Genomic DNA, 24,086 nt, shown 5'->3' on the forward strand with positions numbered 1-24,086 from the left:
ATTTACCGGGCGCATGCCTCAGGCCATCTTGCGACGCCGCTTCGCTAGGCTGCGGTGGAGAATGGACCCTCGAGAATGGGGCTCGTACTGCAGAAAAGGGGACGACCCAAGAAACCCGCGACGATCTCCACCGATGTCGGGCGCGTTGTGCGTCACATCGTTCCGCTGCTCGCAGTCGACGGCGTCAGCGCTACCCTTGCGGGCATACCTTCGCCCCGTTTGGCGTTTCTGCCCTTTGGATCGGATGCCGATCGTCCGCTGGCGTTTCGAATCTCTTCAACTTACGCCGAGTTTCGCAAATCCACTTTCATCCCGGCTAACGTTCGAAGGGTTCGCCAAGCGAGGCGACACCGTTCAGCCTGAGCAAGCGGCGGTCCGCCGAGATGACACCGAGCACGACGATCGTAACGAGATAGGGAAGGCTGGAAAGCAGTTGCGATGGCAAGTCCAGACCGGTCGCCTGGGCGGCGAGGCTCATCAGCGAAACCGCGCCGAAGAGGCAGGCACCCAGGAAGATGCGGCCAGCGAGCCACGTACCAAAGACAACGAGTGCGATCGCGATCCAGCCACGTCCGGCAATCATACCGTCCGCCCAAAGGGGCGTGTACACCGCCGCCGCATAGGCGCCGGCAAAACCCGCCATCATGCCACCAAAAGCTATGGCCGCGACACGGATAGCGATGACCGGATAGCCGATGGCGTGGGCTGCCTTGGGATTCTCGCCGATTGCCCTCACGACAAGGCCGACTCTCGTATAGGCAAACATCGCCCAGATCGCAAACGTCACGGCAAGGGAAAGCCATACGACGACGTCCTGGACAAACAGCCTGCCGACTACCGGGATTTCCGAGAGGCCGGGAAAGACAAGTTTCGGGAGCCCCTTCACCGTCAAGCTCTCGTAGCTTTTGCCGAACAGCGCCGAAAGGCCTTGGCCGAGAATGCCGATCGCAAGGCCTGTCGCGACCTGGTTTGCCCGGAATCCGAGTGCCAGCACTGCAAAGACGAGGGACAGGACGGCGCTACCGAGGCCGGCGGCAACGAACCCCAGCAGGTGTCCACCGCCGTGGTAGACGACGATGAACGCGAGCACCGCGCCGAGGGCCATCAGGCCCTCTACGCCGAGGTTAAGAACACCGGCGCGCTCGACCACCAACTCGCCGAGTGCGGCAAGGAGAAAGGGGGTTGCCGCTGCGAGCATGCCCGAAATAATGAACTCGACGGCGTTCATGGCTGGCTCAGGTGATGGGGGCGGCGCCACTCGATGCGGTAGCGCACGAAGGCCACAGCGCCGAGATAGGCGAGCAGCAAGCTGCCTTGGAAGACGCGGACGGCGGCGATCGGCAGGTTTGCCGACACCATCGCATTGTCGCCGCCGATATAGAGGACAGCCATAAAGAGCGCGGAAAAGATGATGCCGACTGGATGCAAGCCGCCGAGATAGGCGACAATGATGGCCGCATAACCGTAGCCGGTCGAGATCGAGCGCTGCAGCTGGCCGAGCGGACCCGCGACTTCCGCCGCGCCTGCCAGTCCCGCCGCCATGCCACCGATCAGAAGCGATAGCCAAATCGCACGCCCTTCGCTGAAGCCGGCGTAACCGGCCGCGCGCGGGGCAAGGCCGCCGACCTTGAGCTTATACCCCATGAAGCTTCGCTGCATGAAAACCCAGGCCACCAGCGAGAGCGCAAGTGTGATGAGCAGCGAGACGTTGACGCGGGTACCGGTGATCAGGGTCGGCACCATCGCGTCGTTCTGAAACATGACGGATTGTGGGAAATTGAAGCCGGCCGGGTCCTTCCATGGGCCGAGCAGCAGGTAGTTGAGGACTTGCGCCGCAACGAGGCTCAGCATCAAGGAGACCAGGATCTCGTTCGCATTGAGCCTGACGCGCCAGAAGGCGGTGATAGATGCCCAAAGTGCACCGCCGAGGGCACCGAGAAGCAGCATCAGCGGCCAGATCCACTGCCCGGTCGCCTGCGGAAACCAGACGGGGATCGCCGAGGCGAAAATAGCGCCCAGGATAAACTGGCCCTCCGCGCCGATGTTGAACACTTTTGCGCGGAAACCGATCGCCAGCCCCTGAGCAATGAGGAGAAGGGGCCCCGCCTTCAGCAGCACCTCCGCAAACGATGCCCAGGAGAGGAACGGCTCGAGAAGCATCGCGTACAGGACGGCCGCCGGATCTCGGCCTATCAGCACATAAAGGCCCAGATTGAGGATGATCGCCATGCCAAGCGCGACAGCCGGGGCCAGCATGGCCGCGACGAGCGAGGCATGCTCCCGACGGACGAGCGCGGGGAGGAACGGCGCGGCCCAAACGCTCATGCAGGAACCTTCTCTGGCGAGGCATGTGCTCCGATCATGTATCTGCCGATGTCTTCGGGGCGCGTGTCCCGCGTGACCAGAGGCGGACTCAGCATTCCATGATGGAGCACCTGGATGAAATCGCAGAGTTCGAAAAGTTCCTCGAGTTCCTCGGAAATTACGAGGATCGCCACGCCCAGGTTGCGCAACGCGATGAGCCGCCTTCTGATGGCGGATGCAGCGCCAATGTCTACACCCCAGGTTGGCTGCGCCACGAAAAGCAGTTTTGGCGACAGCATCATCTCGCGACCGACGATGAATTTCTGCAAGTTGCCGCCGGACAGCGAGCCCGCTTCGGCATCCGGGCCGGAGGCGCGGACGTCGTACTGACGGATGCATTCGCTGGCGAAAGCCGACGCTGCGGCGCTGTTGATGAGGCCGCGCCTCACGAGATCGAAAGGATGGGCGGTAAGAACGGTGTTGAGCACGAGCGACATTTCAGGGACCGCGCCGCGTCCCAGCCGGTCTTCGGGCACGAAGGCGAAGCCAAATCTCCTGCGCGCGGCCGCATCGAGTGTGCCTACGTCGCGGCCCATCATGTAGATCCGGTCGCGTTGTTCCTTCAGCAGCATCGCTTCGCCCGAGATGAGCGCGGCAAGTTCGCCTTGGCCATTGCCCGATATTCCGGCTATGCCAAGGATCTCGCCTGATCGTACCGTGAGGCTGATGCCGGAGAGCGGCGTGGCAAAGGGGTCGTCCGGCGTGTAGTCCATGCCGATTATTTCCAGCCGCTTCTCCCCCTCGGGCATGGCCAACGCGGGCATCACCTCGGGCATGTCGCGGCCGATCATCATCCGGGCGAGGTCGTGCGCATCATAGTCGCGCGGGTCGACGGTGCCGATAACGCGCCCTCCACGCAAGACCGTCGCCTGGTCACAGATCGTGCGAATTTCCTCCAGTTTGTGGGAGATGAACAGGATGGACACGCCGCGGTCGCGAAGGCGCCTGAGCGTGTCGAACAGCTTCTTCACCGCCTGCGGCGGCAAGACCGAGGTCGGCTCGTCGAGAATGAGCAGCTTCGGGTCCGTCATCAGGCAGCGGATGATCTCCACCCGCTGCCGTTCGCCGACCGAGAGCGCGTGCACATCGGCGAGAGGATCTACTTCAAGGCCAAAATCCTGGCCGAGGCTGCGGATGCGCCCCGCCAGCTCCGCCTTGCCGCCGGGGACGACGAGCTGGATGTTCTCGACGACAGTCAGCGTCTCGAACAACGAGAAATGCTGAAAGACCATGCCGATGCCCCTGCGCCGTGCCTCAGCGGGCGAGGCAAGGCGCAGAGGCTCTCCGTTCCAGACGGCGGTGCCTTCGTCCGGCTGTTCAACGCCATAGATGAGCTTCATCAGCGTCGATTTGCCCGCCCCATTCTCCCCGAGAATCGCATGGATCGATTGGTGCGCCACGTCCAGATCGATGGCTTGGTTGGCCCGGATCTGGCCGTAGCTCTTCGAGATGCCGCGGAGCGACAGAAGGGGCGGGGTCATGACTTACTTCGGCAGTGGTGTGGTGACACCCTTGACGTGCCAGTCCATCGCGACGATCTCGGGATCCGCTATCGTCGCACCGGCGGCGGCGGCTTCGCTGCCGTCGGCCTTGGTGATTGGACCTGTGAAGGGCGAGAAGCTGCCGTCGGCGATCTTCGCCGCCACTTCCTTGATCTTCGTCATCGTGTCGGCTGGGATATCTGAGTTCCAGTCCACGACCTCCACCACCTTTTCGGCGACGCCGAGGAAGGTGTTGGCGCCCTTGAAGGTTCCGGCCAGATGGGCATCCACGGAAGCCTTGAAGAAGGGCGACCAGTCCGTCGCGATGCAGCCGAGATATTTCTTCGGTGCATATTTCTTCATCGACGAATTGAGGTTGAACGCGTAGACGCCAGCCTCCTCGCAGGCCGAGATCACGGAGGGTGTGTCCTGCGCGTTCGAGAAGATCACGTCGCAGTTCTGTGCCATCAGCGCCTTGGCGGCTTCCTGTTCCTTGGCCGGGTCGAACCAGGAGTTCACCCAGACGACCGATACCTCGATATCGGGATTTACGGTCTGTGCGCCGAGCGTAAATGCGTTGATCGAGGTGATCAGCTCCGGAATGGCGAAGGCCGAGACGGAGCCGACCTTGCCGGTCTTGGAAAGAGCTGCGGCGGCTATGCCGAGCAGGTAAGTGCCCTGGAAATACTTCGCCGCGAAGGGCGAGAAATTCGGCGCAGTCTGGAAGCCGGAGGCATGCAGCACGGTGACCGCAGGATCGCGGCGGGCGATCTGTAGTGCACCATTCTGGTAGCCGAATGAGCCGGCGATCAGGAACTTGTTACCGTCGGCGACGGCCTTGTTCATGATCCGGTCGGCGTCCGGCCCTTCGGCGATGTTCTCGATGACGGTGATCTTCACCTTGTCGCCGTATGCGGCCTTGACCGGCTCGAGGCCGGCGGCGAGCGCATGGCCCCAGCCGACATCGCCGACCGGCGACGGGAGCACGAGCGTGATACCGAGCGGCTCGTCGGCCGCAAAGGCGGGACGGCTGCCAAGCGCGCCGGCAAGCCCTGTTGCGGCAAGGCCCTTCATCAGAGTTCTGCGGGTCAGATAGTTCAGCATGTCAGTTCCCCTGTCTTAAGTTGTTAGAATTCCACCGCGGCAAAAGCGGTTTCCGCGTCCGCAGCAAGCCGGGCCTCGTTCAGCCCGGTAAACGCACCCTTCTCCCAGACGATGCGGCCGTTGATCATGGTCATGTCGGTGGGCATGCCGATGCCGACCTTGGCAATCAGGCTCAATGGATCGTGGCGCGTGCCGACATAATCCATGCGGCGCGTGTCGATCGCGAAGAGGTCGGCGGCCATGCCGGGCGACAGTCGGCCGATGTCATTGCGGCCCAGAAGCGCGGCCCCGCCCGTTGTCGCATAGCCGAGGAAATCGGCCGGCGCAGGCACGGGATGAGCGCGCGTCGGGGCCGCCAGGCATTGCAGCATGTAGGCGGAATGGATGCAGTGCATGAGGTTGGAATTGTCGTTCGAGGCAGCACCGTCGCAGCCGAGACCGACGCGCAGGCCAAAGGCGGACATGGCGGGAATATCAGTCACCTCCGCACCCACCAGATAGACCGGCTCCGGGCAATGCGAGACACCGGTGCCGCTCGCCGCCATCAGCCGCAGTTCGTCATGCGTCAGCTCCCAGCAATGGGCATAGAAAGTGTCTCGGCCGGCAAATCCGAGGTCCTCGAGATAGTCCACCGTACGCATGCCGTGGCGGGCCTCGATGATCGGGCTTTCGCCCTCGCCGACATGGGTGTGCATCCGCACCCCGCGATCACGCGCCAGCGAAACCGATTCCACGAAGGTCTCGCGGTAGCAGTTGACCGGCTGGCAGGGAGCGACCACGACCTGACGCATGCTGAAGGGACTGGTGTCGTGATAAGTGTCGATGAGGCGTGCGCAGTCGGCAATGAATTCGTCCGTGGTCTCCAGCATCTCGTCTGGAATGGTCGAGCCTTCCGATTTTGGCAGCGTGTTGCCGCCGCGGCCGGCGTGGAAACGCATGCCGAGAAGGTCGGCCGCTTCGAACTGCCGGTCGATGAGCCGTTTTCCGGCATGGCGCGGAAAATTGTACTGGTGGTCGAAGGCCGTCGTGCAACCGTGCTTTATCAACTCTGCCATCGCCGTGATCGAGGCGTGGTAGAAACAATCCTCGTTGAGCCGGGAGAAGATCGGATAGATCCGGTCGAGCCATTCGATGACCGACAGCTTCGTCCAGTCGAGTTCGGCACGGTTGCGCACAAAGCACTGAAAGAAGTGATGGTGCGTGTTGACGAGGCCGGGATAGACGAACCAGCCGTCGGCATCCTGCACGATAGTACCGGCCGGCAACTCGCTTCTGTGCAGGCCTTCCCCGATTGCCTCGATCTGCGGGCCATTCGTCAGCACATCGACATTGCGCCGGACGCTCGGACCCCTGCCCTCGTCGGTGATGACCGCTGCGCAATTCTTCAGGAGATAGCCGGTCACCTCACGCCTCGTCCAGCATGGGTCGCGGTTCGGGCTTCAACTCGTGCAGCCGGTGGATACCGGGCATTTCGATGAAATTGTCGAGGCTGCGGAGCGCTCGCGACCAGAGCCGGATCGTGGGATACGGATCGAGGGAAACGCCGCCGTCGGGCGCGAGCGCGACGTAGGGAAAGCAAGCAATGTCGGCAATCGTCGGCCGGTCGGATGCGAGAAACCGATCGCCACGCATTTTTTGTTCGAAGAGGCCGGCTTCCAGCTCACGCAGTGCCGCTATGCCATTGGCCTGAAGCGCACCGATGTCACCGGGACGCAGCAGCATCTCATGCAGGCGCGCGCCGCCGAGGTTGGCGGTCAGCCTGTGCGAGAAGGAAAGCCATTGTTGGATGCGCGCCGTCTCCTCGGGGGCGCCGCTGCCGAGCCAGGCCGGTGCTGCCTTCGCGGCGAGATAGCCAAGCATGGCGGAAGACTCGGTCAGGATCAGGTCGCCGTCTTCAAGGATCGGGATGGAGCCTCCCGGATTAAGTGCCATAAGCTCGGGGCCGCGATGCTCGGCGCCGGGATGGAAGTCGACCGGGCGGATTTCGAGCTTCACACCTGACAGCGTCGCCATCAGGCGCACCTTGTAGCAACTTGGGGAGAGGATGTAGTCGTAAAGCTTCATTGTGCCACCAATTGCGCGCCGTAGGTATAATTGTGGCGCTTCAGCCAGCGGCGATAGGCGACCGAGGTCAGGTCGGCGCGCGTCGGGATTTCCATGCCGGGATCGAGCGGCAAAAGACGCGGGATCTGGTTTTCGAGGATCGAGCGGTCCTGCAGGAAAATCGTCTGCTGGAAATGGATGAGGTCGGTCTGTGGCGTCTCGTCATCAAAAAGCGCCATCCACGGCCAGACGTCGCAGAGATCCTCGGCAAGCGGCTGGACGAATAGCGCAATCACATCCCATTCGCCCGGGCGCGGCGGGCAGGTCTTGTAGAGGACTGAGCAGGTCGGAGCCGGCACGCGGTACATGTATTCCGTCGTGATACCTCCGCTCGCGGATTTCGCCGCCTGCGGCTGGTAGAACTTCACCTGGGTCGCCCAGACCTCATCCTCTTCCTCGCGGATATCGACCTTGTAGTTTTCGACCTCGGTATGTGGCTCCGAGCCGAGGATGTCGGTATGGACGAAGGGGAAGTGTGCGATGTCGAGGAAGTTCTCGACGGCGCGGAGCGGCGAGCAGCGCACCCGCACCACGCCGACATCGACGAAGCGGCGCCCGGGCTGGTCTGCCTCGGGAATCGGGAAGACCGGTTTCTTCGGTTCGCCGAGCGACGACCAGATATGGCCATAGCGCACCGAAACCGGCAGCACGCGCCCGTTTTCGCCTGTCACTTTCGCCGCGCCATTGGCGTCGAGCGCAACCTTGATCGGCTCGTCCATCAGGGTGGTCTCGCGCCCATAGCGGTCGAGCCGGCTGAAAAGCCCGATCGGATACCATTCGTCGCGCATCGCATCGTCGATCATGGCACAGCCCCTTTCGCCTCGATCCCTTCGGCCATGCGCCGAAGGCTCTCGGCGGCTCGCGAGGCGGCGATGCGCTCGGACGCATCGCAATCGGCTGGAACAAGGACGTGGATCAGCGTCTCGCCGGCTTCCTGCGGGATAGGCAGCAGGCGGATTGCCGGCGCGCCGGGCGCCTGCCAGACGTATCCTTCAACGGTGGCCTTCGTACCGGCAGCGACCGAGAGTGCCGAACATCCGGCGCGGGCCGTCAATGAACGGAGCGGGGCGTAACCCTCAAAAAGGGGTGGCTTGCCGTCAGGCTCTCCATCAGCGACCCAGATGATCCCGCCCGCCTCTTCGACCAACCGGGTCGCAACGCGAATCGTCTCCGGCGGCGTGAGGCTGGGATGGGCAGGAATGCGCAGGCACTGACCGGCCTGCGAATAGGTCCAGCCGTGATAGATGCAGGAGAGCGCCTCGCCGCGCACGAAGCCATGGGAGAGGCGCATGCCGCGATGCGGACAGCGATCCGCCGATGCCGCCAAGCGCCCCGATTGGCTTCGCCAGAGGGCAATGGGACCGGCGGGCGTCCGCGCCGGCATTACCTGTCCTGTTGGCAGATCCTGGGTAAGGGCGACCGGCACCCAGGTGTCCGTCTTGTCGGACAGCATGACCTTACTTTCCGTACTGATACTACTGTTTCCCGATCAGAGAGATGCCGGCGCAAGGAGTTGGCTAACCGCTCGATGCGGCTGACGTATGCATAATTATTTCGCAATTGCAATATTGATTAAATTAAGTGCAAACGGAGGGTAACCACACGCAAAGCTATATGTTTTTTTGCTCGACAGGCGCGCGGTCGATCGTCTCGACCCAGACTTCAATGGGCCCAAGCGAACATCCCATCTCCATCATGTCGATCAGTTCCGCCGCACCGACAATATCGAGTTCGATGCGATCGGTGCTTGCATGAGCGATGTGGTGCGCGAGACCGAGCTTGGCCGCATGGCGCATGATCCAGGGCAGGAAGGACGCGGGTTCGAGGTGGCCGCGAATGGTCATCCGCTCATGCAAGCGGTGTTGACTTTGCTTCATCACGAACGCGCGCCTTGGTGTCACGTCAGCAGCATAGCGTCTGACTGAACGGGCGGAAGTGGTAATCGACGCGCCAATAACACCGAATATCGACTGATCGCCCGTGCCTAGACCCGGGCACTCATGCATGTCGCCCAGAAGTGCCGCGGTTCTGGGACAACGACATGCATTAAACAAAGACTTCAAGCGGTCGCATGAATCCGTTCAGCGCGACGCTCTTTAGGGTTATCTAAGTTGTTGTAATGCATCGGTAAGTTGGCGCACCCGACAGGATTCGAACCTGTGACCTCTGCCTTCGGAGAATGGATAGTGGCTTTCGCCGAACCTATCCGTTTCCATCCGAATGTGCGCTATGCCACTGAAATCACAAAAGAACTTTGAAATCGATCAGCGCCGACGGTACGACGGGACGGCTCAAACCCCTCCCTGCCGTGCTTACGCTTTGCTTACGCAGGGATTCTGTCAAGGAGACACCCTAGCATGGCGAAGCTGACCAAACGAACCATCGATGCCACCAAAATCAAGTCCTCGGACTATGTGATATGGGATGAAGAACTACCCGGTTTTGGCTTGCGTGTCTTCGCTTCGGGCAAGCGCAGCTATGTTCTGCAGTACCGCAGTGCCGGGCGCTCGCGTCGCTACACGATTGGCCTGCACGGAGTTTGGACTCCTGAGGAAGCCAGGCGCGAGGCGAAAGTGCTGCTGGGTCAGGTCGCAAGGGGCGGCAACCCTGCAGAGGAGCGCAAGCTTGATCGCGAGGCGATCACGGTCAAGGATCTCTGCACCCGCTACCTCGAAGATCTCAAGAATGGGCTCGTGCTCGGGAAAAGGGGACGGCCAAAGAAAGCCACGACAATCTCCACCGATGTCGGGCGCGTTGAGCGCCACATCGTCCCGCTGCTCGGCAGTCGACGGGTGCGAGATTTAGCCAAGTCCGACATCACCCAGGCTATGAAGGACATCATGGCGGGCAAGACACGCGCGAACGTCAAGACGGACAAGCTGCGGGGGCGCGCGATCGTGCGCGGTGGAGCGGGCACGGCGGCTCGAACGATAGGTCTCTTCGGTGGTATTCTCACCTATGCGGTCGAACTCGGCATCATCGAGCAGAACCCTGTGCATGGTGTTCGCAAGCCGAAGGACAGGGTTAACGCGCGCCGCCTCAGCGAGCAGGAGTATCGCACGCTGGGCGATATTTTGCGGAAAGCGGCCGCGGACGGGCAGCACGAGGCCACCGCGGAAATGATCCGGGTGATCGCCCTGACGGGCTGCCGGCGCAGCGAAGTGATCGGCCTACGTTACGGAGAAGTCGATGTTGAGGGCAGTTGCCTGCGCCTGACCGACAGCAAGGAAGGAGCGTCGGTGCGTCCGATCGGTCTGCCGGTCCTGGAATACCTCGAGGATCGCCGCCAAGAGGAAGAGGGCGCCGAAAATTATGTCTTCCCTGGCTGGGAGGATGACACGCCATTCGGGAGCTTCCCCAGGCACTGGACGAAACTACTCGAGAAGACCGACCTGGCCGGTATCACACCCCATGTTCTGCGGCACAGCTTCGCTAGCATCGCCAACGACCTTGGGTTCACCGAGGCAACAATCGCCGCCTTGGTCGGTCATTCACGAGGGTCGGTGACGAGCCGCTACATCCATACTGTAGATACCGCACTCATCATGGCGGCTGACAGCATTGCTGGCTACATTCAGGGCCTGCTGGACGGCGTAGCCTTCAGACATACCTCCTATGCGCTCGATCGGAATTCGAGGAAGTTGGCGCTTGCCCACTTCCTGGGAAAGCCGACACCGAAAGGAAGGAGTGCCGAGCGATCCGCAGCGTGATCGAACGTCCGCTTCGCGCCCAATGTCGGTCATTGAGCAAGCCATAGTTGCATCCGAAAGCGGACACTTCCGCCACCGGCCACCTTTGCGCTTACCGGCTATCCCAACGGAGCAACAGGCGGTTACGCTCGACGCCGCTCGGCGCCTCGGTAATCGACGCTCTTCAAAATTCAGACTGGACCCGGTGCCCCTACTGACGAAGCCAGTAGCACTAACGCCTTCCCGCCCTGGGCCGCGTTCGCTATGTCTGGCCGCGCCGTCCGCCTTGGATCCACCTGATGTGCCCAGGACAGCTTGTATGACCACAAGCTAATATGCTACCTTGCACAATGCGCGGATTGCTGGCACTTGGAATGCTGGTTTTGGCGGCTACGACAGCAGCCGCAGGTGAGCAGTTGTTCGACTCCATCGCCGCCGGCGACAAGGGTGCCGTGGAGCAAGCCCTGGCAGGCGGTGCCGACGTCGACAGCCGGGCGCGCGACCAGGCAACGCTGCTCATCGCTGCAGCGCTCGATAACCAGCCGGAAATCGCCGACTTCTTGCTGGCCAAGGGTGCCGACATCATGGCGCGTAACTCGGGCGGCTTTACCCCGCTTCATGCGGCGGCCTTCTCGGGCAGCCTGCCGATCGCCAAGCTGCTGCTGGAAAAAGGCGCGGTGCTCGACGATGCCGCCAACAAGGCGGGTGCTACGCCGTTGCTGGTGGCCGGCGAGGAAAACCACATTGAACTGGCCGAGTTCCTCATTGCGAAAGGTGCCAATGTGAACCATGCCGAGGGGCATGGCTACATGCCGATAACGCGCGCATTCTGGAAGGGCAACACGGATATCATACGACTTTTCAAACGCCATGGTGCTACCTGCCAAGCCAAAATTCTTGGCGAGGCGAACGCGGCGAAGTGCGCCGAGATCCACGATTAACGGAGGATACAGATGAGCACGATGATCAAGCCACGACTGGTTCGGAGTTTGGGGACGGCTGCCCTGGTCGCGGTAGCTGTGGTCGCCGGCGCGGGATCGGCATGTGCCGACGATTCGGTAAACACCGGCTATTTTGGTGGTGTGGCGATCATGGGCTACGACACGGTCGCTTACTTCACTGACGGCAAGGCCGTGAAGGGCTCCGAAGAGTTCACTTATGAATGGCTGGGGACACCTTGGCATTTCGCCAGCAAGAAACACCAGGAAATGTTCATGAGCGAACCGGTCAAGTACGCTCCTCAATATGGCGGGTACTGCGCCGGCGAAGTCGTGGGCGGGGGGGTCACGGTCAATGTCGATCCTGAGGCATTCAAGATTATCGACGGCAAGCTCTACCTGATCTACGACGTCGACAATGCGGATGATTTCGCCGCGCATGCAGCTGAAAATATCCCGAAAGCCGATGCCAACTGGCCGAAGGTCGCGGCCAATTTGGAACTCGATCACTATCATTGAGACGCGCGTGTGCGTCTACCGAACCACGGTGAAGTGAAACACCTTGCTTGTATTGGCATAGGAGTAGCTTTTGCCGGCTGCGTCGTTGCGTCTGTAGACGGGACCACAGTCGGGGCGACCGAACAGGTTCTCGCTCTGCTCGCACAACAGATCGCCATCGACGTAGACGGTCTCGGTGACTAGCCGCGTCGTAGAGCGGAAGGCCGCCTTGCCGTCGCTTCCAATCTGAAGGAAGGCTGGTTGGAGACCGGGTTCGATCTGGCCTTGCAGTGTATGGCCAATGACGAGGGACGCGATCTCGGCACCCTTTAACTGGTCCTGTTCGGCCGGGGTAAAGCCGAAGCGCCATTGGGGTAGGCCCGCCTGGCGCAGTGCGGCGACGAGTATCGCCAGATCCTGCGGATTCCGAAAATGTGCATGAGTCATCTCCCACCCAGCCAAAGAGTCCACGTAGCTGGACCCTGCTACGAGGCGGAGCCCCTCGGCGATTGCGGCTTTCGCATCCGGTAGGCGGCCGCCCCGGACATACGCCGCAGCGAGCGTAAACCGAAAGTTGCCAACCGTGGACGCATCGTCGCGTGTGTGCTCGAGAGTCTCGATCGCTTTCTCGACATTGCCCTGGAGCAGAAAAACCAGCCCAGCAGTTTCCCGGTTGATCGCTGAGAGGTCGGGGTCGAGCCTGAGCGCCGTCTCGACCGCAGTGGCTGCCTCGGCATGATTGCCGGCGTATAACTGAACATATCCAAGGGCTGCTTGCGCCTCTGCATCGCCCGGACCGATTGAAACAGCCTTCTTGGCAGAGGCAATCGCATCTTCGTAGCGGCGATTCACGACCTGCATGATCCCAAGAATAGCATAGGGCGACGAAAGGTCAGGGTCGAGTTCCAAAGCTCGGCTCGCCTTCTCATAGGCTCTCTTTCGTGCTGGCGCGCTCTGGATGACGTCGTTGAAGGCCTCCCGCCAGATATAGACTGTGGTGCGCGCGTCGGCCGCGAAGGCTTCGGCAAAGGCGGGGTCAAGCTCCTCCGCCTTGTCGTAGAGCGCAAGCGCCTCCCGCAGCCCGGCCTGCAGGACGCTGCGTGACGCCGTCTCGGCTTGTAGATAGTAATCATAGGCCTCGAGATTGCTCGTCGGCGGCCGCGCCATGCGCTCGCTTTCCGCTGCCGAAGGTTGCATGCCAAGCGCCTTGGCGATCTCGCCGCTCATCTCGTGCTGGACGGCAAACACGCCGGCCATGCCACGGTCGAACCGGTTGGCCCACAGATTGTCGCCCGTTGCCGTATCGATGAGCTGGGCATTGAGGCGAATCTGCTCGCCCGTGCGGCGGACGCTCCCCTCGACAACGAAGCGGACGCCAAGGTCGCGCGCGACGTCCGCCAGCGCTGCAGGCTTGTTCTTGTAGGCGAACACCGAGTTGCGCGCGATGACGTCCAGACCGGACAGCTTGGTGAGGTCGGTGATCAGATCCTCGGTGATGCCGTCAGCGAAATAGTCCTGGCCTGGATCGCCGCCGAGGTTTGCAAACGGCAGCACGGCAACCGATGGCCGCGATGGCACTGAGAACTTCTGCCATGCGAAAATGCCGGCAATCGCGGCGATCGCCAAGGCGGCGGCGCCTGCCAGGATGATGACGCGCGAGCTCGGCCGGTGTGGCGCGGCCGTGACCTTTCCCGATGCTGCGGGATCCAGCAGCAATCGATAGGCGCGAACCGGATCGGCGATGTTCTTGAGGCGCTGCTCGCCAAGACTGGCAAAGCCGACATCAACCTTGTGAACGGCATGATCAAATGCGGTTCCGGAGATACATACACCCCCCGGCTCGGCCATAGCCTCGAGGCGCGCGGCGATGTTGACGCCATCGCCGTAGATGTCATTTTCCTCTACGATGACATCACCGAGATTGACGCCGATGCGAAACCGGATGTGGCGGGGGTCGGAGGTGCCCGGGTCTCGGACAGCCATCCGGCGCTGAATCGCGGCAGCGCATTGGACGGCATCAACGACGCTGGCGAATTCGACCAGCGCCCCGTCTCCCATGAGCTTGATAATCCGACCGTGGAATTCCTTGATCGCGGGGTCGACCAGTTCTCGACGGCAACCCTTCAGTCGTTCGAGCGTGCCGACCTCATCCTCGCCCATGAGCGTGCTGTAGCCGACCACGTCGGCAGCAAGGATCGCGGTAAGCCTTCGCTCCATACCTGCCTGCGCCCTCCTTGGTCGATCAAGCGGCTTCGCGCAGCCTATTCTACTCCCGCATCGGACGCGAGTGTGTGCGTCCGTTATGACGCGCGTGTGCTTCTACTGAACAACCGTAAAGTGAAACACCTTGCTTGAGTTGACGAAGGAATAGCCGCCGCCTCCATCGTCGCGGCGTTTATAGACGGGTCCACAGTCGGGGCGCCCGAACATATTCTCGCTCAGCTCGCACAATAAGTCGCCATCGACACGGACGGTCTCGGTGACTAGCCGCGTCGTAGAGCGGAAGGCCGCCTTGCCGTCGCTTCCGATCTGAAGGAAGGCTGGTTGGAGACCGGGCTCAAGCTGACCCTGCAGAGTATGGCCCAGCACCAGCGAGGCGATCTCCTTGCCCTTCAAGCGGTTGTGCTCATCGCCGGTGAAACCGAACGGCCATTCGGGCAAGCCCGCCTGCTGCAACGCGTCGACGATGAGAGCCAAATCCTGCGGGTTACGATATTGGGCACCGTTGAGTCGGTATGCGGACAATGAATCGAAACCTGGTGTGGACATGGCACCTAGCCCCTCGGCCACTGCCGCCCTGGCATCCTGCAGGCGGCCGGCGCGGGCGTAGGCGGCACCAAGCGTGATCGTGAAATCTCCGACTGACGGCGCATCGTCGCGGGTGCGTTCGAGGGCCTCGATCGCCCTGTCGTTGCTCCCTTGAATTAGAAAGACCAGACCGGCAATTTGCCGGTTTACAGGTGAAAGGTTGGGATCGAGCCTGAGCGCCGTCTCGACCGCTTCGGCAGCCTCAGCATGACTGCCGGCGAACAGTTGCACGTATCCCAGGGCTATTTGCGTCTCAGCATCGCCGGGGCCGAGTGCGACGGCTCGCTCGACCGAAGCGATGGCTTCCTCGTAGCGGCGATCCACGACCTGCATGATCCCAAGAATAGCATAGGGCGACGAAAGGTCAGGGTCGAGTTGCAAAGCTCGGCTCGCCTTCTCATAGGCTCTCTTTCGTGCTGGCGCGCTCTGCATGATGTCATTGAACGATTCACGCCAGATATACACCGTCGTGCTTGCATCCGCCGCGAAGGCTTCCGCAAAAGCGGGGTCGAGCTGCTCGGCCTTGTCGTAGAGCGTGAGCGCCTCCCGCAGGCCGTCGCGCCGACCGGTCCGTGCTGTCTGCTCGGCACGAAGATAGAAGTCGTAGGCTTCGAGGTTTTCGGTCGGCGGCCGCGCCATGCGTTCGCTTTCCGCTGCCGAAGGTTGCATGCCAAGCGCCTTGGCGATCTCGCCGCTCATCTCGTGCTGGACGGCAAACACGCCGGCCATGCCACGGTCGAACCGGTTGGCCCACAGATTGTCGCCCGTTGCCGTATCGATGAGCTGGGCATTGAGGCGAATCTGCTCGCCCGTGCGGCGGACGCTCCCCTCGACAACGAAGCGGACGCCAAGGTCGCGCGCGACGTCCGCCAGCGCTGCAGGCTTGTTCTTGTAGGCGAACACCGAGTTGCGCGCGATGACGTCCAGACCGGACAGCTTGGTGAGGTCGGTGATCAGATCCTCGGTGATGCCGTCAGCGAAATAGTCCTGGCCTGGATCGCCGCCGAGGTTTGCAAACGGCAGCACGGCAACCGATGGCCGCGATGGCACTGAGAACTTCTGCCATGCGAAAATGCCGGCAATCGCGGCGATCGCCAAGGCGGCGGCGCCTGCCAGGATGATGACGCGCGAGCTCGGCCGGTGTGGCGCGGCCGTGACCTTTCCCGATGCTGCGGGATCCAGCAGCAATCGATAGGCGCGAACCGGATCGGCGATGTTCTTGAGGCGCTGCTCGCCAAGACTGGCAAAGCCGACATCAACCTTGTGAACGGCATGATCAAATGCGGTTCCGGAGATACATACACCCCCCGGCTCGGCCATAGCCTCGAGGCGCGCGGCGATGTTGACGCCATCGCCGTAGATGTCATTTTCCTCTACGATGACATCACCGAGATTGACGCCGATGCGAAACCGGATGTGGCGGGGGTCGGAGGTGCCCGGGTCTCGGACAGCCATCCGGCGCTGAATCGCGGCAGCGCATTGGACGGCATCAACGACGCTGGCGAATTCGACCAGCGCCCCGTCTCCCATGAGCTTGATAATCCGACCGTGGAATTCCTTGATCGCGGGGTCGACCAGTTCTCGACGGCAACCCTTCAGTCGTTCGAGCGTGCCGACCTCATCCTCGCCCATGAGCGTGCTGTAGCCGACCACGTCGGCAGCAAGGATCGCGGTAAGCCTTCGCTCCATGTGCGGTTGTCCTGCCTCCCTAGCTCAAAGCTTCGCTGAGCGTATTCGACTGGCGTTTCGAATGCGAGCATGCTTGGCCTACTGGACAGCGATAATGCAACCACGTCGTTTTGAAGACATTGCCCTCATGGCTTAGCCTTGTGCGAAACCGGATGTTGCCGCATGGCTGATGTGGGTCGAGATCGGCCTCTGTCGTTCTTAACTGACCACAAGCGGACTTACTGGTCCCGGCCCCAAGGCTGCCGGACCGCAATGCGCCTCACCTCGGTCATTAAAGTTAACTGTGTCACTGCCTTTAAGCGGACATTGCCGGCGACCACGCTGGGCGTCGCGGGTGCGGCGATAGTCGCTTCGCGTCACTCCACCTTCTCAACGAATTGCAGGAACTCGACAGGTGGAAACAAGTTGAGTTTCTTAGCGACCTTCATGTTAACCACATAGGCGAACTTCTCCATGGCGACGACAGGCATGTCGCCAGGCTTGGCACCCTCCGCCAGGATCTTGGCCACCTGCTCGCCGGCCAGCTTGCCGACGTCGTAGTCGCGGGCGGCCACCGACATCAGCGCCCGGGATTCGCTGACCAGATGCTCATAGGGGCTGAGCACCGGTAGACCATTTGCCACGGCAGCATCGGTGAAGACGTCCGCATTCTTTTCAAGGAAGGTGCTCGAGCCCAAGTAGACGAATTGCACGCCGGCCGCCTTCAGCTGAGCGACAGCCTGGGGGAGCTTGGCTGGATCCGGAGTTCCATCGGCAAGCGCCGGCAGTGGCAATGCGTCGAATTTGAACTTCATCTTTTCCGACAAAGCTGTCAGTTCCTCCGTCTTTTTCACCGAGTTGGGCTCACTACGGTCGAACAGGAGGCCGAGATGATCGAAGCTCGGCAGGTAGCGCTTGATGCTCTTAATGTTGACGCTTTCGGGAACTCGGTTTCGGGTACCGGTCACATTGGCGCGGCCAGTCTTTTCGTAGCTTTCGATGATACCCGCACCGATCGGATCGGCTACCACGGTGAACACCACGGGGATGTCATTGAGAAGATCGCTGTTCTGCTGGTCTTTCAACGTGCCGACCATGCCTAGAGTAGTCTTGGTGCCCCAGGTGACCACCACGTCAGCCTTGCGGTCGCGTGCATCCTTGACAAAGTCGGGCAGCTTGCTCTTGTCCTGTGCCGCATCGTCGACGACGAAACTGACATCAATTTTCTTTTCTTCAAGCGAGTCCTTGAGGCCCTTGCAGACATCCTCGCAGCCCAGCCACGTTATCATCACAACGGTCTTCTCCGCCGCCTCGACCCGAGGCGGAAGAACGAGGCAAGAAGCTAGCGCGGCCCCGGCCAACATAGGGTATGTCAATTTCATGCTTTCCTCCCTGCGATGATCGGCAAGCTGTGGCTTGCCACGTGGTAGATGAGATACGAGCCAACCCCGGCCAGCACCAAGATGGCGATGAAGCCCATTGCGGCGGAATAGCCAAAACTGCCAGCGACGCCGGCGATCGCGACGAGGCCCACAACGCTGCCAATTCGGTCCATGACCCTGACAGCGCCAAGGACCCTTTCCGAACCGATATGGGCCAGCCTTCCTTCCGCAAGTTCCATCACCGTGGCCGTCTGCGGCCCGCTCACCAGGCCGTAGCCAAGGCCGGTGCCGATTGCGGCAACGACCATTGTCCAGCCGTTGGTAACTGCCGCTGCTGCGAGCAGCGTCACTCCGCCAAGCAATGCTCCGGCGACAGTGATGCCCACTGCCGAGATCCTGCCGGCAGGCAGTCGCCCATACAGTGACCCTGACAGGATCACCATCAGAAAGTAGATCATCATCAGGCGTCCGGTATCGGCCGTGGAGGCGCCCAACGCGTTCATCTGCAGCGACAGGAGATAGGAGATGAAGACCTGATCGAGGATCGTTTGGGGCAAGATAATGCCAAACAGCAGGGTCGCGAACTGGCCATCAGCAATTGTTCCAAGCAACTGCCGCAGCTTAGAGCGGCCGCCCTGCTCGGTGAGCGCCGAAACGTGGGTGGGGCCAGGGAGCATGCGCAAGATCATCGCTGCGGAGATAACGATCAAGACGGCACAAACCAGAAATACGCTGCGCTCGCCCAGACGGTCGGCAACCACGCCCCCCAGTGCCGTTCCAGCATAGAAGCCGCCAAACATCGCTACGTGGAACAGCCCTAGCGCTTGGGCCCGCTGTTCCTTTGGGGCAGCGTCGATCACGTAGTCCTGGCAAGAGAGTGAAGCAAAAGCATAGCCAATGCCGCTGAACACACAGAAAAAGATAATTTCGAGCACATTGGTGGAAATGAAGAACCCAAAATTCGAGAGGGCCGCTGGGATGGAAGCAAACACGAACAGGTTGCGGTGCCCGAAGCGTTTCGCGAGCGGACGCGCATAGGGCGAACCGAAGACAATGGCTGTGAGATAGGCGGCGAGCGGCAAACTGATAACGATGCCTGGGTTGAGCCAAGTCAGCGGATTGTCGGCATCCCGGACATAAAGCGAAAAGAACGACAGTGGAAATGAGTCAGCCGCGGCGATGAGGAAAAGCGGAAGTCGCACATCGCCTAGACTGCAAAATCTCATGATGAGCGGCCGGCCAGCCGGTATAATGAAGTCCGGTTCCAGTTGCACGGCACGGGTGCCCTTGGGTAGCTCCTGGGCGGCTGCCATCATTGCCGCAAGCCGCTCAGCACGCAAGGAAAGGGCTTGGCCCAGCCTATCGACGGCGCTAATCCCGCTCACGAGGATGCGGTGGGAGAAATCGCCGGCCGCCTGAAGCTTCAGGATGTAGTCGAGGCGGGTCAACGGTCCGGTTAGCGAGTGATTGGTCATCAAGGAGACCAGTTCAACCGCCAACAGGATTGTCACCAGCGTCACCACCAGGAGGTCGAGAATGAGATCGCGGAATTCACGCGAAAGGTATCCCGCGTTCTTGATTACGACGACATTGGCCACCAGCTTGTTGTCGACGACGATCGGCACGACGGTCCCTGCCTGTAGCATCACCGACGTCGTGGTGGGCGGGCGGGTGCCCATCTCCAAAATGGGTCGGTTGGTGACCAGCGCGAAGTAGGAAATTTCTGGAAAGTCACGAAGCAGGGACGAGAAGAATTCGCGTCCACCGACCATCATATCGAGTGGCACACCCGCCTTAAGCGTGCGGGCAATAGCATCATTGGCAATGCTGCCAATAAGCCTCGTGCGCTTGTCGAGTTCGGGAGCAAAGGAGTCATCGATGCTGCGGTAGGCGACAGTGCCGAGCGATACGGTGATCCCCAGCACCAGGACGGCTATGAGCGCCGTAAGCCGTCGCGACACCGTTACAGCCATGGGGCTATCGGGAACCGAGATGACGTCGGCACCCTGTGGCCCCGCAGGTGGAGCTTCCGCGCGCTCTGCCCCAATAAGCGCAGCAAGTTTTGTAGTTGCCAAACGGTATTTTGCGGTGCCCGCGGCGAGCGTCGCTCGAAAATCGGCAAAGTCGCCGGCAGTCAAAGTGCTGTCGTCTTCGGCATGGCTGGCGATGTCGTCGAGGGTGTGGATAACCGGACGCAGACGATAGCGCAATGCGGCGTAAGCTAGGGTCGAGAATCCGGTCAGAAGCGCCAGCGCCGACAGCCAAATTTGCGAACTGATAAGGCGATTGTGGGTCCGCAATTCGTTCATCGGGTAGATAACTGCCAATGCAGCGGCCCGCTCGTCGTTCTCGTCCTTTATGGTGGCACCGCTGATCAGCGCGGTCGCAGTCTCAAGACCCCACTGGCTGTTGGAGCCCTCTTCCATTGCGCGACCCATTTGGCGCGCGCTAAATGGAACAGCAGCATCCGGAACAGAAAGGATAACTCCGCCGGCTGCATCAAGCAGAACAATGTTGGAAATCGTGGGATCGGTCTGCCAAGCCCGGTTCAGCAGCTCTTGGGCATTGCGCACCGTCGCCACCGTGAGACCAAGTTCCGAGACTGACCGGAAGGGGGCGGCGGTTGCCGCTGCAATGACCGAAAGTCGTTGCCGCACAAGCTGCGAATACACCGCCTCGTTTTGTAGCTTAACCAGCACCGCTAAGATAGTAACCACAATTGCCAGAACAACCGTCAACGCTAGCCATACGCGCACCAGAAATGTCATTTGTGCCCCTGCCGTTATCGCGGCCCTATGGCTGTTAACTATCCCTCGATTACTTCGTCGTGATGTCGTCTTGCTCGCTTTCGAGGCGGCGGGGATCGCCTCCAGGATTACTACTAGATGTTTGCCAGCTCGGCGCCCACGCGCCAGCGATCAAATTTGAAATCGGCCTGATCCCCAAGCTAGTTAACCATTAGCACGCCCTCCATTAGGAAGACAGCGGAGGGCTGGTTGCAAACCAGGGACCTCGGCCCCCGTTCCGGAAGCAAATGTCCGCATTGGTTCGATACTGTTGAAAAAGTCCGCGTCGCGGCTAACTACGGCATTTGCGTACCGTGGCGTTCCGAAAAGACCCCACAAGTGAATCCTGATTCCATGCAAGGCGTCAGGGTGGAACGGGATTCTATTATCGGTGGTGACTTCGCGGTGCGTCGGACTCTTCAACACAATCGGTCAGTTCACGTCGATGCATGGGGAGCGCCTGAACGTCCGCTTCTCACATTCCAGGCCTCGAAGCCGCAAGTCCGCAGTCGGCCCAAGGCTGCCGGACCGCAATGCGCCTCACGTCGGCCATTGAAGTGTCCTTGGTCGTCTCCCGAAAGCAGACATTCGGCTCAGGTGGAATTGTGTCCGCGTTCCCTGTTGCCGACCTTCGCGAGGGATACGCCTTCCGTCGGGCAATGGGCAGGCGGGCGATCGCACGCCATGGTCGAAGCCGACCACTCAGTTCTCGCCTGTCGTTCCCAACCGGGCTAGGACCGACTGCGCTTCAGCAGCGATTTCGCGAACTATCTCCGCGGCCGGCTGAATTTTCTTAACCAGCCCGACTCCCTGGCCAGCCCACATTGGCAAAGCGTCGATGTCACCCTCCACGTCGATGACCGGCGCCACCGGTGCGTAGCGCTTGATGTTGCCCCTTGAAGCTGAAACCGCGACAATGGCACCCTCACCGGGCCGTTGTCCAACTGGTGGTCGCCCGGCAACCTCCCATGCTGCCACTGTCTTGTTGCGCAGCACACGCGTGGGCGCATCTTTCCAAGGGCCGCCATCAAAAAGGTTCTCGAGATAGATTGTGTCTGTTTCCGACGCGGCCAGCAGCCGTTCGCGGTAGCGGGCGTGGAAGTTGGCCTCGGCGCTGGCGATAAACCGGGTGCCGATCCAAACACCAGCGGCGCCAAGGGCGAGTGCAGCGGCCATCCCCCGGCCGTCAGCGATCCCGCCCGCCGCAACCACCGGAACAGGCGCGACCGCATCCACCACGGTCGGAACCAAGGCCATAGTCGCGACCGTTCCCCAGACGTGGCCGCCAGCCTCCCAGCCTTGCGCAACGACCACATCGACCCCGCAATCGACGGCCATCCGTGCCTCATCGGCCGATCGAACTGTCTGCATCACTACCGCACCGCTCGCCTTGGCCCGTGGAGCCAGTTCCGACGGATCCCCCCAGAACATAGAGATAATCCGGACACCTTCCTCGAGGCAGGCATCGAGGCGAACGTCAGGATCCAAATCCAGTCGCAGATTGACGGCAAATGGCTTTGTGGTGAGCGACTTCATTTCCCGCACACGGGTCCGCAGCACTCCGAGCTCAGCAAGCCAAAGGGCTATCGTCCCGAGCCCGCCGGCCTCACTAACGGCGGCCGCTAGGGGCGGCCCCGCCGGTGCGCCTAAAGGGGCAATGATCGGCGCGAGGACGATAGGCACCTCGATGCCGAGCAGATCGCAGAGTGGCGTTCTCATAGTTCATTTCCTGCAGGGTTAATCTGTAGCGCTTCGGTGGGGCGGCAGGACGTTCGCAGAACTTCCGTGTTGCGGCACAAGGCTTTCCGACTTCGTTTACTTCACTATTCCATCTTGTGGTTTTTGGTCGCAGCACGCGGTCCTCCGCCTAACGGCCACTCGGCCTCTGCGCGTCGCTGGCTAAGTTAGCCGAACCTGGATGTCTGCAAAGTGAGCGCCCTTGACGCTGGCCCTCCACAGTTCGCTAGACACGGCGGGCAGCGCTTGCGTTAGCGTGCCTGTCGTGACGACTTCACCCGCGTGTAGTGGCTCGCCGTCGTAAAGTGCGAGTTGTCGCACAAGATACCCCAGCGCCTTGATCGGGCTGCCGAGGACCTGAGCACCGCCTCCCGTCGCGTGCGCCCCCGCCGCTTCTGAAAGTGTGACCGAAAACGATTCAAGCTCGTCGGCCCAATGTTTTCGAGTTTCGCCGATTGGGTATCGCGCGCCTAGCAGCAGTGCGACATGCACACCGGTCGCTGCCGCATCGGATACCTTGAATCGCCAATCCGGGAAGATCGAGGTGCAGATCTCAAAGTCAAGGGCGGCCCATTCGATGCAATGCAGAAGATCGATATCCTCCATACTCGGATCGGGTGCTTCACACAGCCCAAGTGCGACCTCAGTCTCCATGCGGACGTTTCGCCAAGCACCGAGTGGAAAGGTGCTTCCCGACTTCAAGTCGATAGTTGATGCGTCATAGAGATAATTCCAAATCGGCCCCGAAATGCCGTAGCCAGCCCATGCGGCAGCGTTGGTGAAGCCAATCTTCCGGCCGATAACGCGCTCACCCCGAGCCTCCCGTCGGCGTCGGATATCGTTGACGATCCGATAGGAATCCTCAAGGCCAAATCCAGGAAATCGCTCAGAGAAAGGCGGCACCTCACGGGGTGCGGTCATTGTATCGAACACCTCATCAGCAATCTTGGCCAATGTCTCGTCGGATACACCCATGTGGCTACTGTGCACTCATTTCGATCTAGCGACAACCATCATGCGATACCGGCCTTGACTGGGAACACTGAACGTCTGTTGTCAGTGGCACACTAGTGGCGCATTGCTGACCGGCACGAACCAAATGGAAGACGGATGCCCAAGGTCAAAGGTGAGAGCGCTCTCGACAAGGAGCGCGCCAAAACAGAGAAGCTCCTCAAAAAGGTTGGATACACAGCCTTGAAGGAGGCGGGTGTGGTGTCCAAGCGACCCGACCTCCCAAATCTAAAGATTGAAAAGCGAGGGAATTAGCGCGCCACTCGCGTACTGACCCGCAAACCTAAGCAGGGGCCATTCTCATTTTGAGGAGTCGTCTGCAAATTGGGTTTCACGACGGTGCGCGAAGATCAGAGTTGACGAGTGAACCGGCTACTTTCAGATTCAAAACCGCCGGACAGCAATGCGCCTCATCTCGGCCGTTGCAGCCACCTTTGATACCTTTTGAAAGCAGACTTTGACGGCGACCACGCTGGAGTTCGCAGTGCGCACTGTGCGTCACGACGAGTATGAGGTG

The 24,086-nt window shown here is 61.0% G+C and carries 18 protein-coding genes; 3 read left to right on the top strand and 15 right to left on the bottom strand.

Annotation, left to right across the window (positions count from 1 at the left end):
* Positions 1-316: 316 nt before the first annotated feature.
* The 9 genes from ACYG97_RS24760 to ACYG97_RS24800 all read right to left on the bottom strand — a co-directional run bounded on the left by ACYG97_RS24760 (position 317) and on the right by ACYG97_RS24800 (position 8,929).
* Positions 317-1,228, bottom strand: coding sequence for an ABC transporter permease (locus ACYG97_RS24760; protein ID WP_023734807.1), 912 nt, complete (start codon positions 1,226-1,228; stop codon positions 317-319).
* The gene (locus ACYG97_RS24765; RefSeq protein ID WP_023734808.1) at positions 1,225-2,325 is read right to left on the bottom strand and encodes an ABC transporter permease; all 1,101 of its coding nucleotides are present in this window, start codon (positions 2,323-2,325) and stop codon (positions 1,225-1,227) included. Before ACYG97_RS24765 ends, ACYG97_RS24760 begins: the two co-directional genes overlap by 4 nt.
* Positions 2,322-3,845: an ABC transporter ATP-binding protein gene (locus tag ACYG97_RS24770; RefSeq protein WP_023734809.1), complete on the bottom strand. Its 1,524-nt coding sequence runs from the start codon at positions 3,843-3,845 to the stop codon at positions 2,322-2,324. The genes ACYG97_RS24765 and ACYG97_RS24770 overlap by 4 nt, the downstream gene beginning before the upstream one ends.
* 3 nt (positions 3,846-3,848) lie before the next feature.
* A complete protein-coding gene (locus ACYG97_RS24775; protein ID WP_198029759.1) occupies positions 3,849-4,946 on the bottom strand; it encodes a BMP family ABC transporter substrate-binding protein in 1,098 nt (365 codons plus the stop codon).
* Positions 4,947-4,972: 26 nt separating this feature from the next.
* Positions 4,973-6,352, bottom strand: a complete 1,380-nt coding sequence (locus tag ACYG97_RS24780) for an amidohydrolase (RefSeq protein ID WP_023734811.1) — start codon at positions 6,350-6,352, stop codon at positions 4,973-4,975.
* A 1-nt stretch (position 6,353) separates the two neighbouring features.
* Positions 6,354-7,013 (bottom strand): glutathione S-transferase family protein, encoded by a 660-nt coding sequence (locus tag ACYG97_RS24785; protein WP_023699368.1) that lies wholly within the window; start codon positions 7,011-7,013, stop codon positions 6,354-6,356.
* A complete protein-coding gene (locus ACYG97_RS24790; RefSeq protein WP_023734812.1) occupies positions 7,010-7,855 on the bottom strand; it encodes an aromatic ring-hydroxylating oxygenase subunit alpha in 846 nt (281 codons plus the stop codon). The genes ACYG97_RS24785 and ACYG97_RS24790 overlap by 4 nt, the downstream gene beginning before the upstream one ends.
* The gene (locus ACYG97_RS24795) at positions 7,852-8,505 is read right to left on the bottom strand and encodes a Rieske 2Fe-2S domain-containing protein (RefSeq protein ID WP_023734813.1); all 654 of its coding nucleotides are present in this window, start codon (positions 8,503-8,505) and stop codon (positions 7,852-7,854) included. Before ACYG97_RS24795 ends, ACYG97_RS24790 begins: the two co-directional genes overlap by 4 nt.
* Positions 8,506-8,662: 157 nt before the next feature.
* Complete coding sequence (locus ACYG97_RS24800) at positions 8,663-8,929, bottom strand: acylphosphatase (protein WP_031262578.1); 267 nt, start codon at positions 8,927-8,929, stop codon at positions 8,663-8,665.
* Positions 8,930-9,409: 480 nt separating this feature from the next.
* Here ACYG97_RS24800 and ACYG97_RS24805 point away from each other — a divergent pair, with 480 nt between their 5' ends.
* The 3 genes from ACYG97_RS24805 (at position 9,410) to ACYG97_RS24815 (ending at position 12,198) form a co-directional block, all read left to right on the top strand.
* Positions 9,410-10,762 carry a tyrosine-type recombinase/integrase gene (locus ACYG97_RS24805; protein ID WP_023699405.1) on the top strand — a complete coding sequence of 451 codons (1,353 nt, stop codon included), beginning with the start codon at positions 9,410-9,412 and terminating at the stop codon, positions 10,760-10,762.
* 329 nt (positions 10,763-11,091) lie between these two features.
* Complete coding sequence (locus tag ACYG97_RS24810) at positions 11,092-11,682, top strand: ankyrin repeat domain-containing protein (RefSeq protein WP_023695862.1); 591 nt, start codon at positions 11,092-11,094, stop codon at positions 11,680-11,682.
* Positions 11,683-11,694: 12 nt separating this feature from the next.
* Positions 11,695-12,198 carry a YHS domain-containing (seleno)protein gene (locus tag ACYG97_RS24815; protein WP_023707420.1) on the top strand — a complete coding sequence of 168 codons (504 nt, stop codon included), beginning with the start codon at positions 11,695-11,697 and terminating at the stop codon, positions 12,196-12,198.
* A 15-nt stretch (positions 12,199-12,213) separates the two neighbouring features.
* Here the strand turns inward: ACYG97_RS24815 and ACYG97_RS24820 are convergent, their stop codons facing one another.
* From ACYG97_RS24820 to ACYG97_RS24845, 6 genes are all read right to left on the bottom strand, one after another.
* A complete protein-coding gene (locus ACYG97_RS24820; protein ID WP_352445469.1) occupies positions 12,214-14,394 on the bottom strand; it encodes an adenylate/guanylate cyclase domain-containing protein in 2,181 nt (726 codons plus the stop codon).
* A gap of 102 nt (positions 14,395-14,496) precedes the next feature.
* Positions 14,497-16,674, bottom strand: a complete 2,178-nt coding sequence (locus ACYG97_RS24825; protein WP_286461259.1) for an adenylate/guanylate cyclase domain-containing protein — start codon at positions 16,672-16,674, stop codon at positions 14,497-14,499.
* A 356-nt stretch (positions 16,675-17,030) separates the two neighbouring features.
* Positions 17,031-18,035, bottom strand: coding sequence for an ABC transporter substrate-binding protein (locus ACYG97_RS24830; protein ID WP_084013687.1), 1,005 nt, complete (start codon positions 18,033-18,035; stop codon positions 17,031-17,033).
* On the bottom strand, positions 18,032-20,803 hold the full coding sequence (locus ACYG97_RS24835; protein ID WP_084023732.1) for an MFS transporter: 2,772 nt from the start codon (positions 20,801-20,803) through the stop codon (positions 18,032-18,034). The genes ACYG97_RS24830 and ACYG97_RS24835 overlap by 4 nt, the downstream gene beginning before the upstream one ends.
* A 720-nt stretch (positions 20,804-21,523) precedes the next feature.
* Positions 21,524-22,540, bottom strand: a complete 1,017-nt coding sequence (locus ACYG97_RS24840; RefSeq protein ID WP_023746415.1) for an NAD(P)H-dependent flavin oxidoreductase — start codon at positions 22,538-22,540, stop codon at positions 21,524-21,526.
* Positions 22,541-22,720: 180 nt separating this feature from the next.
* Positions 22,721-23,533 (bottom strand): 2-keto-4-pentenoate hydratase, encoded by an 813-nt coding sequence (locus tag ACYG97_RS24845; protein WP_023699229.1) that lies wholly within the window; start codon positions 23,531-23,533, stop codon positions 22,721-22,723.
* Between the last annotated feature and the right edge of the window lie 553 nt (positions 23,534-24,086).

The organism is Mesorhizobium sp. W067 (assembly GCF_054719525.1).

Excerpts from the sequence above, each read along its gene's own strand:
- ACYG97_RS24760 (WP_023734807.1), bottom strand. The coding sequence starts at position 1,228 with ATGAACGCCGTCGAGTTCATTATTTCGGGCATGCTCGCAGCGGCAACC.
- ACYG97_RS24765 (WP_023734808.1), bottom strand. The coding sequence starts at position 2,325 with ATGAGCGTTTGGGCCGCGCCGTTCCTCCCCGCGCTCGTCCGTCGGGAG.
- ACYG97_RS24770 (WP_023734809.1), bottom strand. The coding sequence starts at position 3,845 with ATGACCCCGCCCCTTCTGTCGCTCCGCGGCATCTCGAAGAGCTACGGC.
- ACYG97_RS24785 (WP_023699368.1), bottom strand. The coding sequence starts at position 7,013 with ATGAAGCTTTACGACTACATCCTCTCCCCAAGTTGCTACAAGGTGCGC.
- ACYG97_RS24790 (WP_023734812.1), bottom strand. The coding sequence starts at position 7,855 with ATGATCGACGATGCGATGCGCGACGAATGGTATCCGATCGGGCTTTTC.
- ACYG97_RS24795 (WP_023734813.1), bottom strand. The coding sequence starts at position 8,505 with ATGCTGTCCGACAAGACGGACACCTGGGTGCCGGTCGCCCTTACCCAG.
- ACYG97_RS24800 (WP_031262578.1), bottom strand. The coding sequence starts at position 8,929 with ATGAAGCAAAGTCAACACCGCTTGCATGAGCGGATGACCATTCGCGGC.
- ACYG97_RS24805 (WP_023699405.1), top strand. The coding sequence starts at position 9,410 with ATGGCGAAGCTGACCAAACGAACCATCGATGCCACCAAAATCAAGTCC.
- ACYG97_RS24810 (WP_023695862.1), top strand. The coding sequence starts at position 11,092 with ATGCGCGGATTGCTGGCACTTGGAATGCTGGTTTTGGCGGCTACGACA.
- ACYG97_RS24815 (WP_023707420.1), top strand. The coding sequence starts at position 11,695 with ATGAGCACGATGATCAAGCCACGACTGGTTCGGAGTTTGGGGACGGCT.
- ACYG97_RS24820 (WP_352445469.1), bottom strand. The coding sequence starts at position 14,394 with ATGGAGCGAAGGCTTACCGCGATCCTTGCTGCCGACGTGGTCGGCTAC.
- ACYG97_RS24825 (WP_286461259.1), bottom strand. The coding sequence starts at position 16,674 with ATGGAGCGAAGGCTTACCGCGATCCTTGCTGCCGACGTGGTCGGCTAC.
- ACYG97_RS24830 (WP_084013687.1), bottom strand. The coding sequence starts at position 18,035 with ATGAAATTGACATACCCTATGTTGGCCGGGGCCGCGCTAGCTTCTTGC.
- ACYG97_RS24835 (WP_084023732.1), bottom strand. The coding sequence starts at position 20,803 with ATGACATTTCTGGTGCGCGTATGGCTAGCGTTGACGGTTGTTCTGGCA.
- ACYG97_RS24840 (WP_023746415.1), bottom strand. The coding sequence starts at position 22,540 with ATGAGAACGCCACTCTGCGATCTGCTCGGCATCGAGGTGCCTATCGTC.
- ACYG97_RS24845 (WP_023699229.1), bottom strand. The coding sequence starts at position 23,533 with ATGGGTGTATCCGACGAGACATTGGCCAAGATTGCTGATGAGGTGTTC.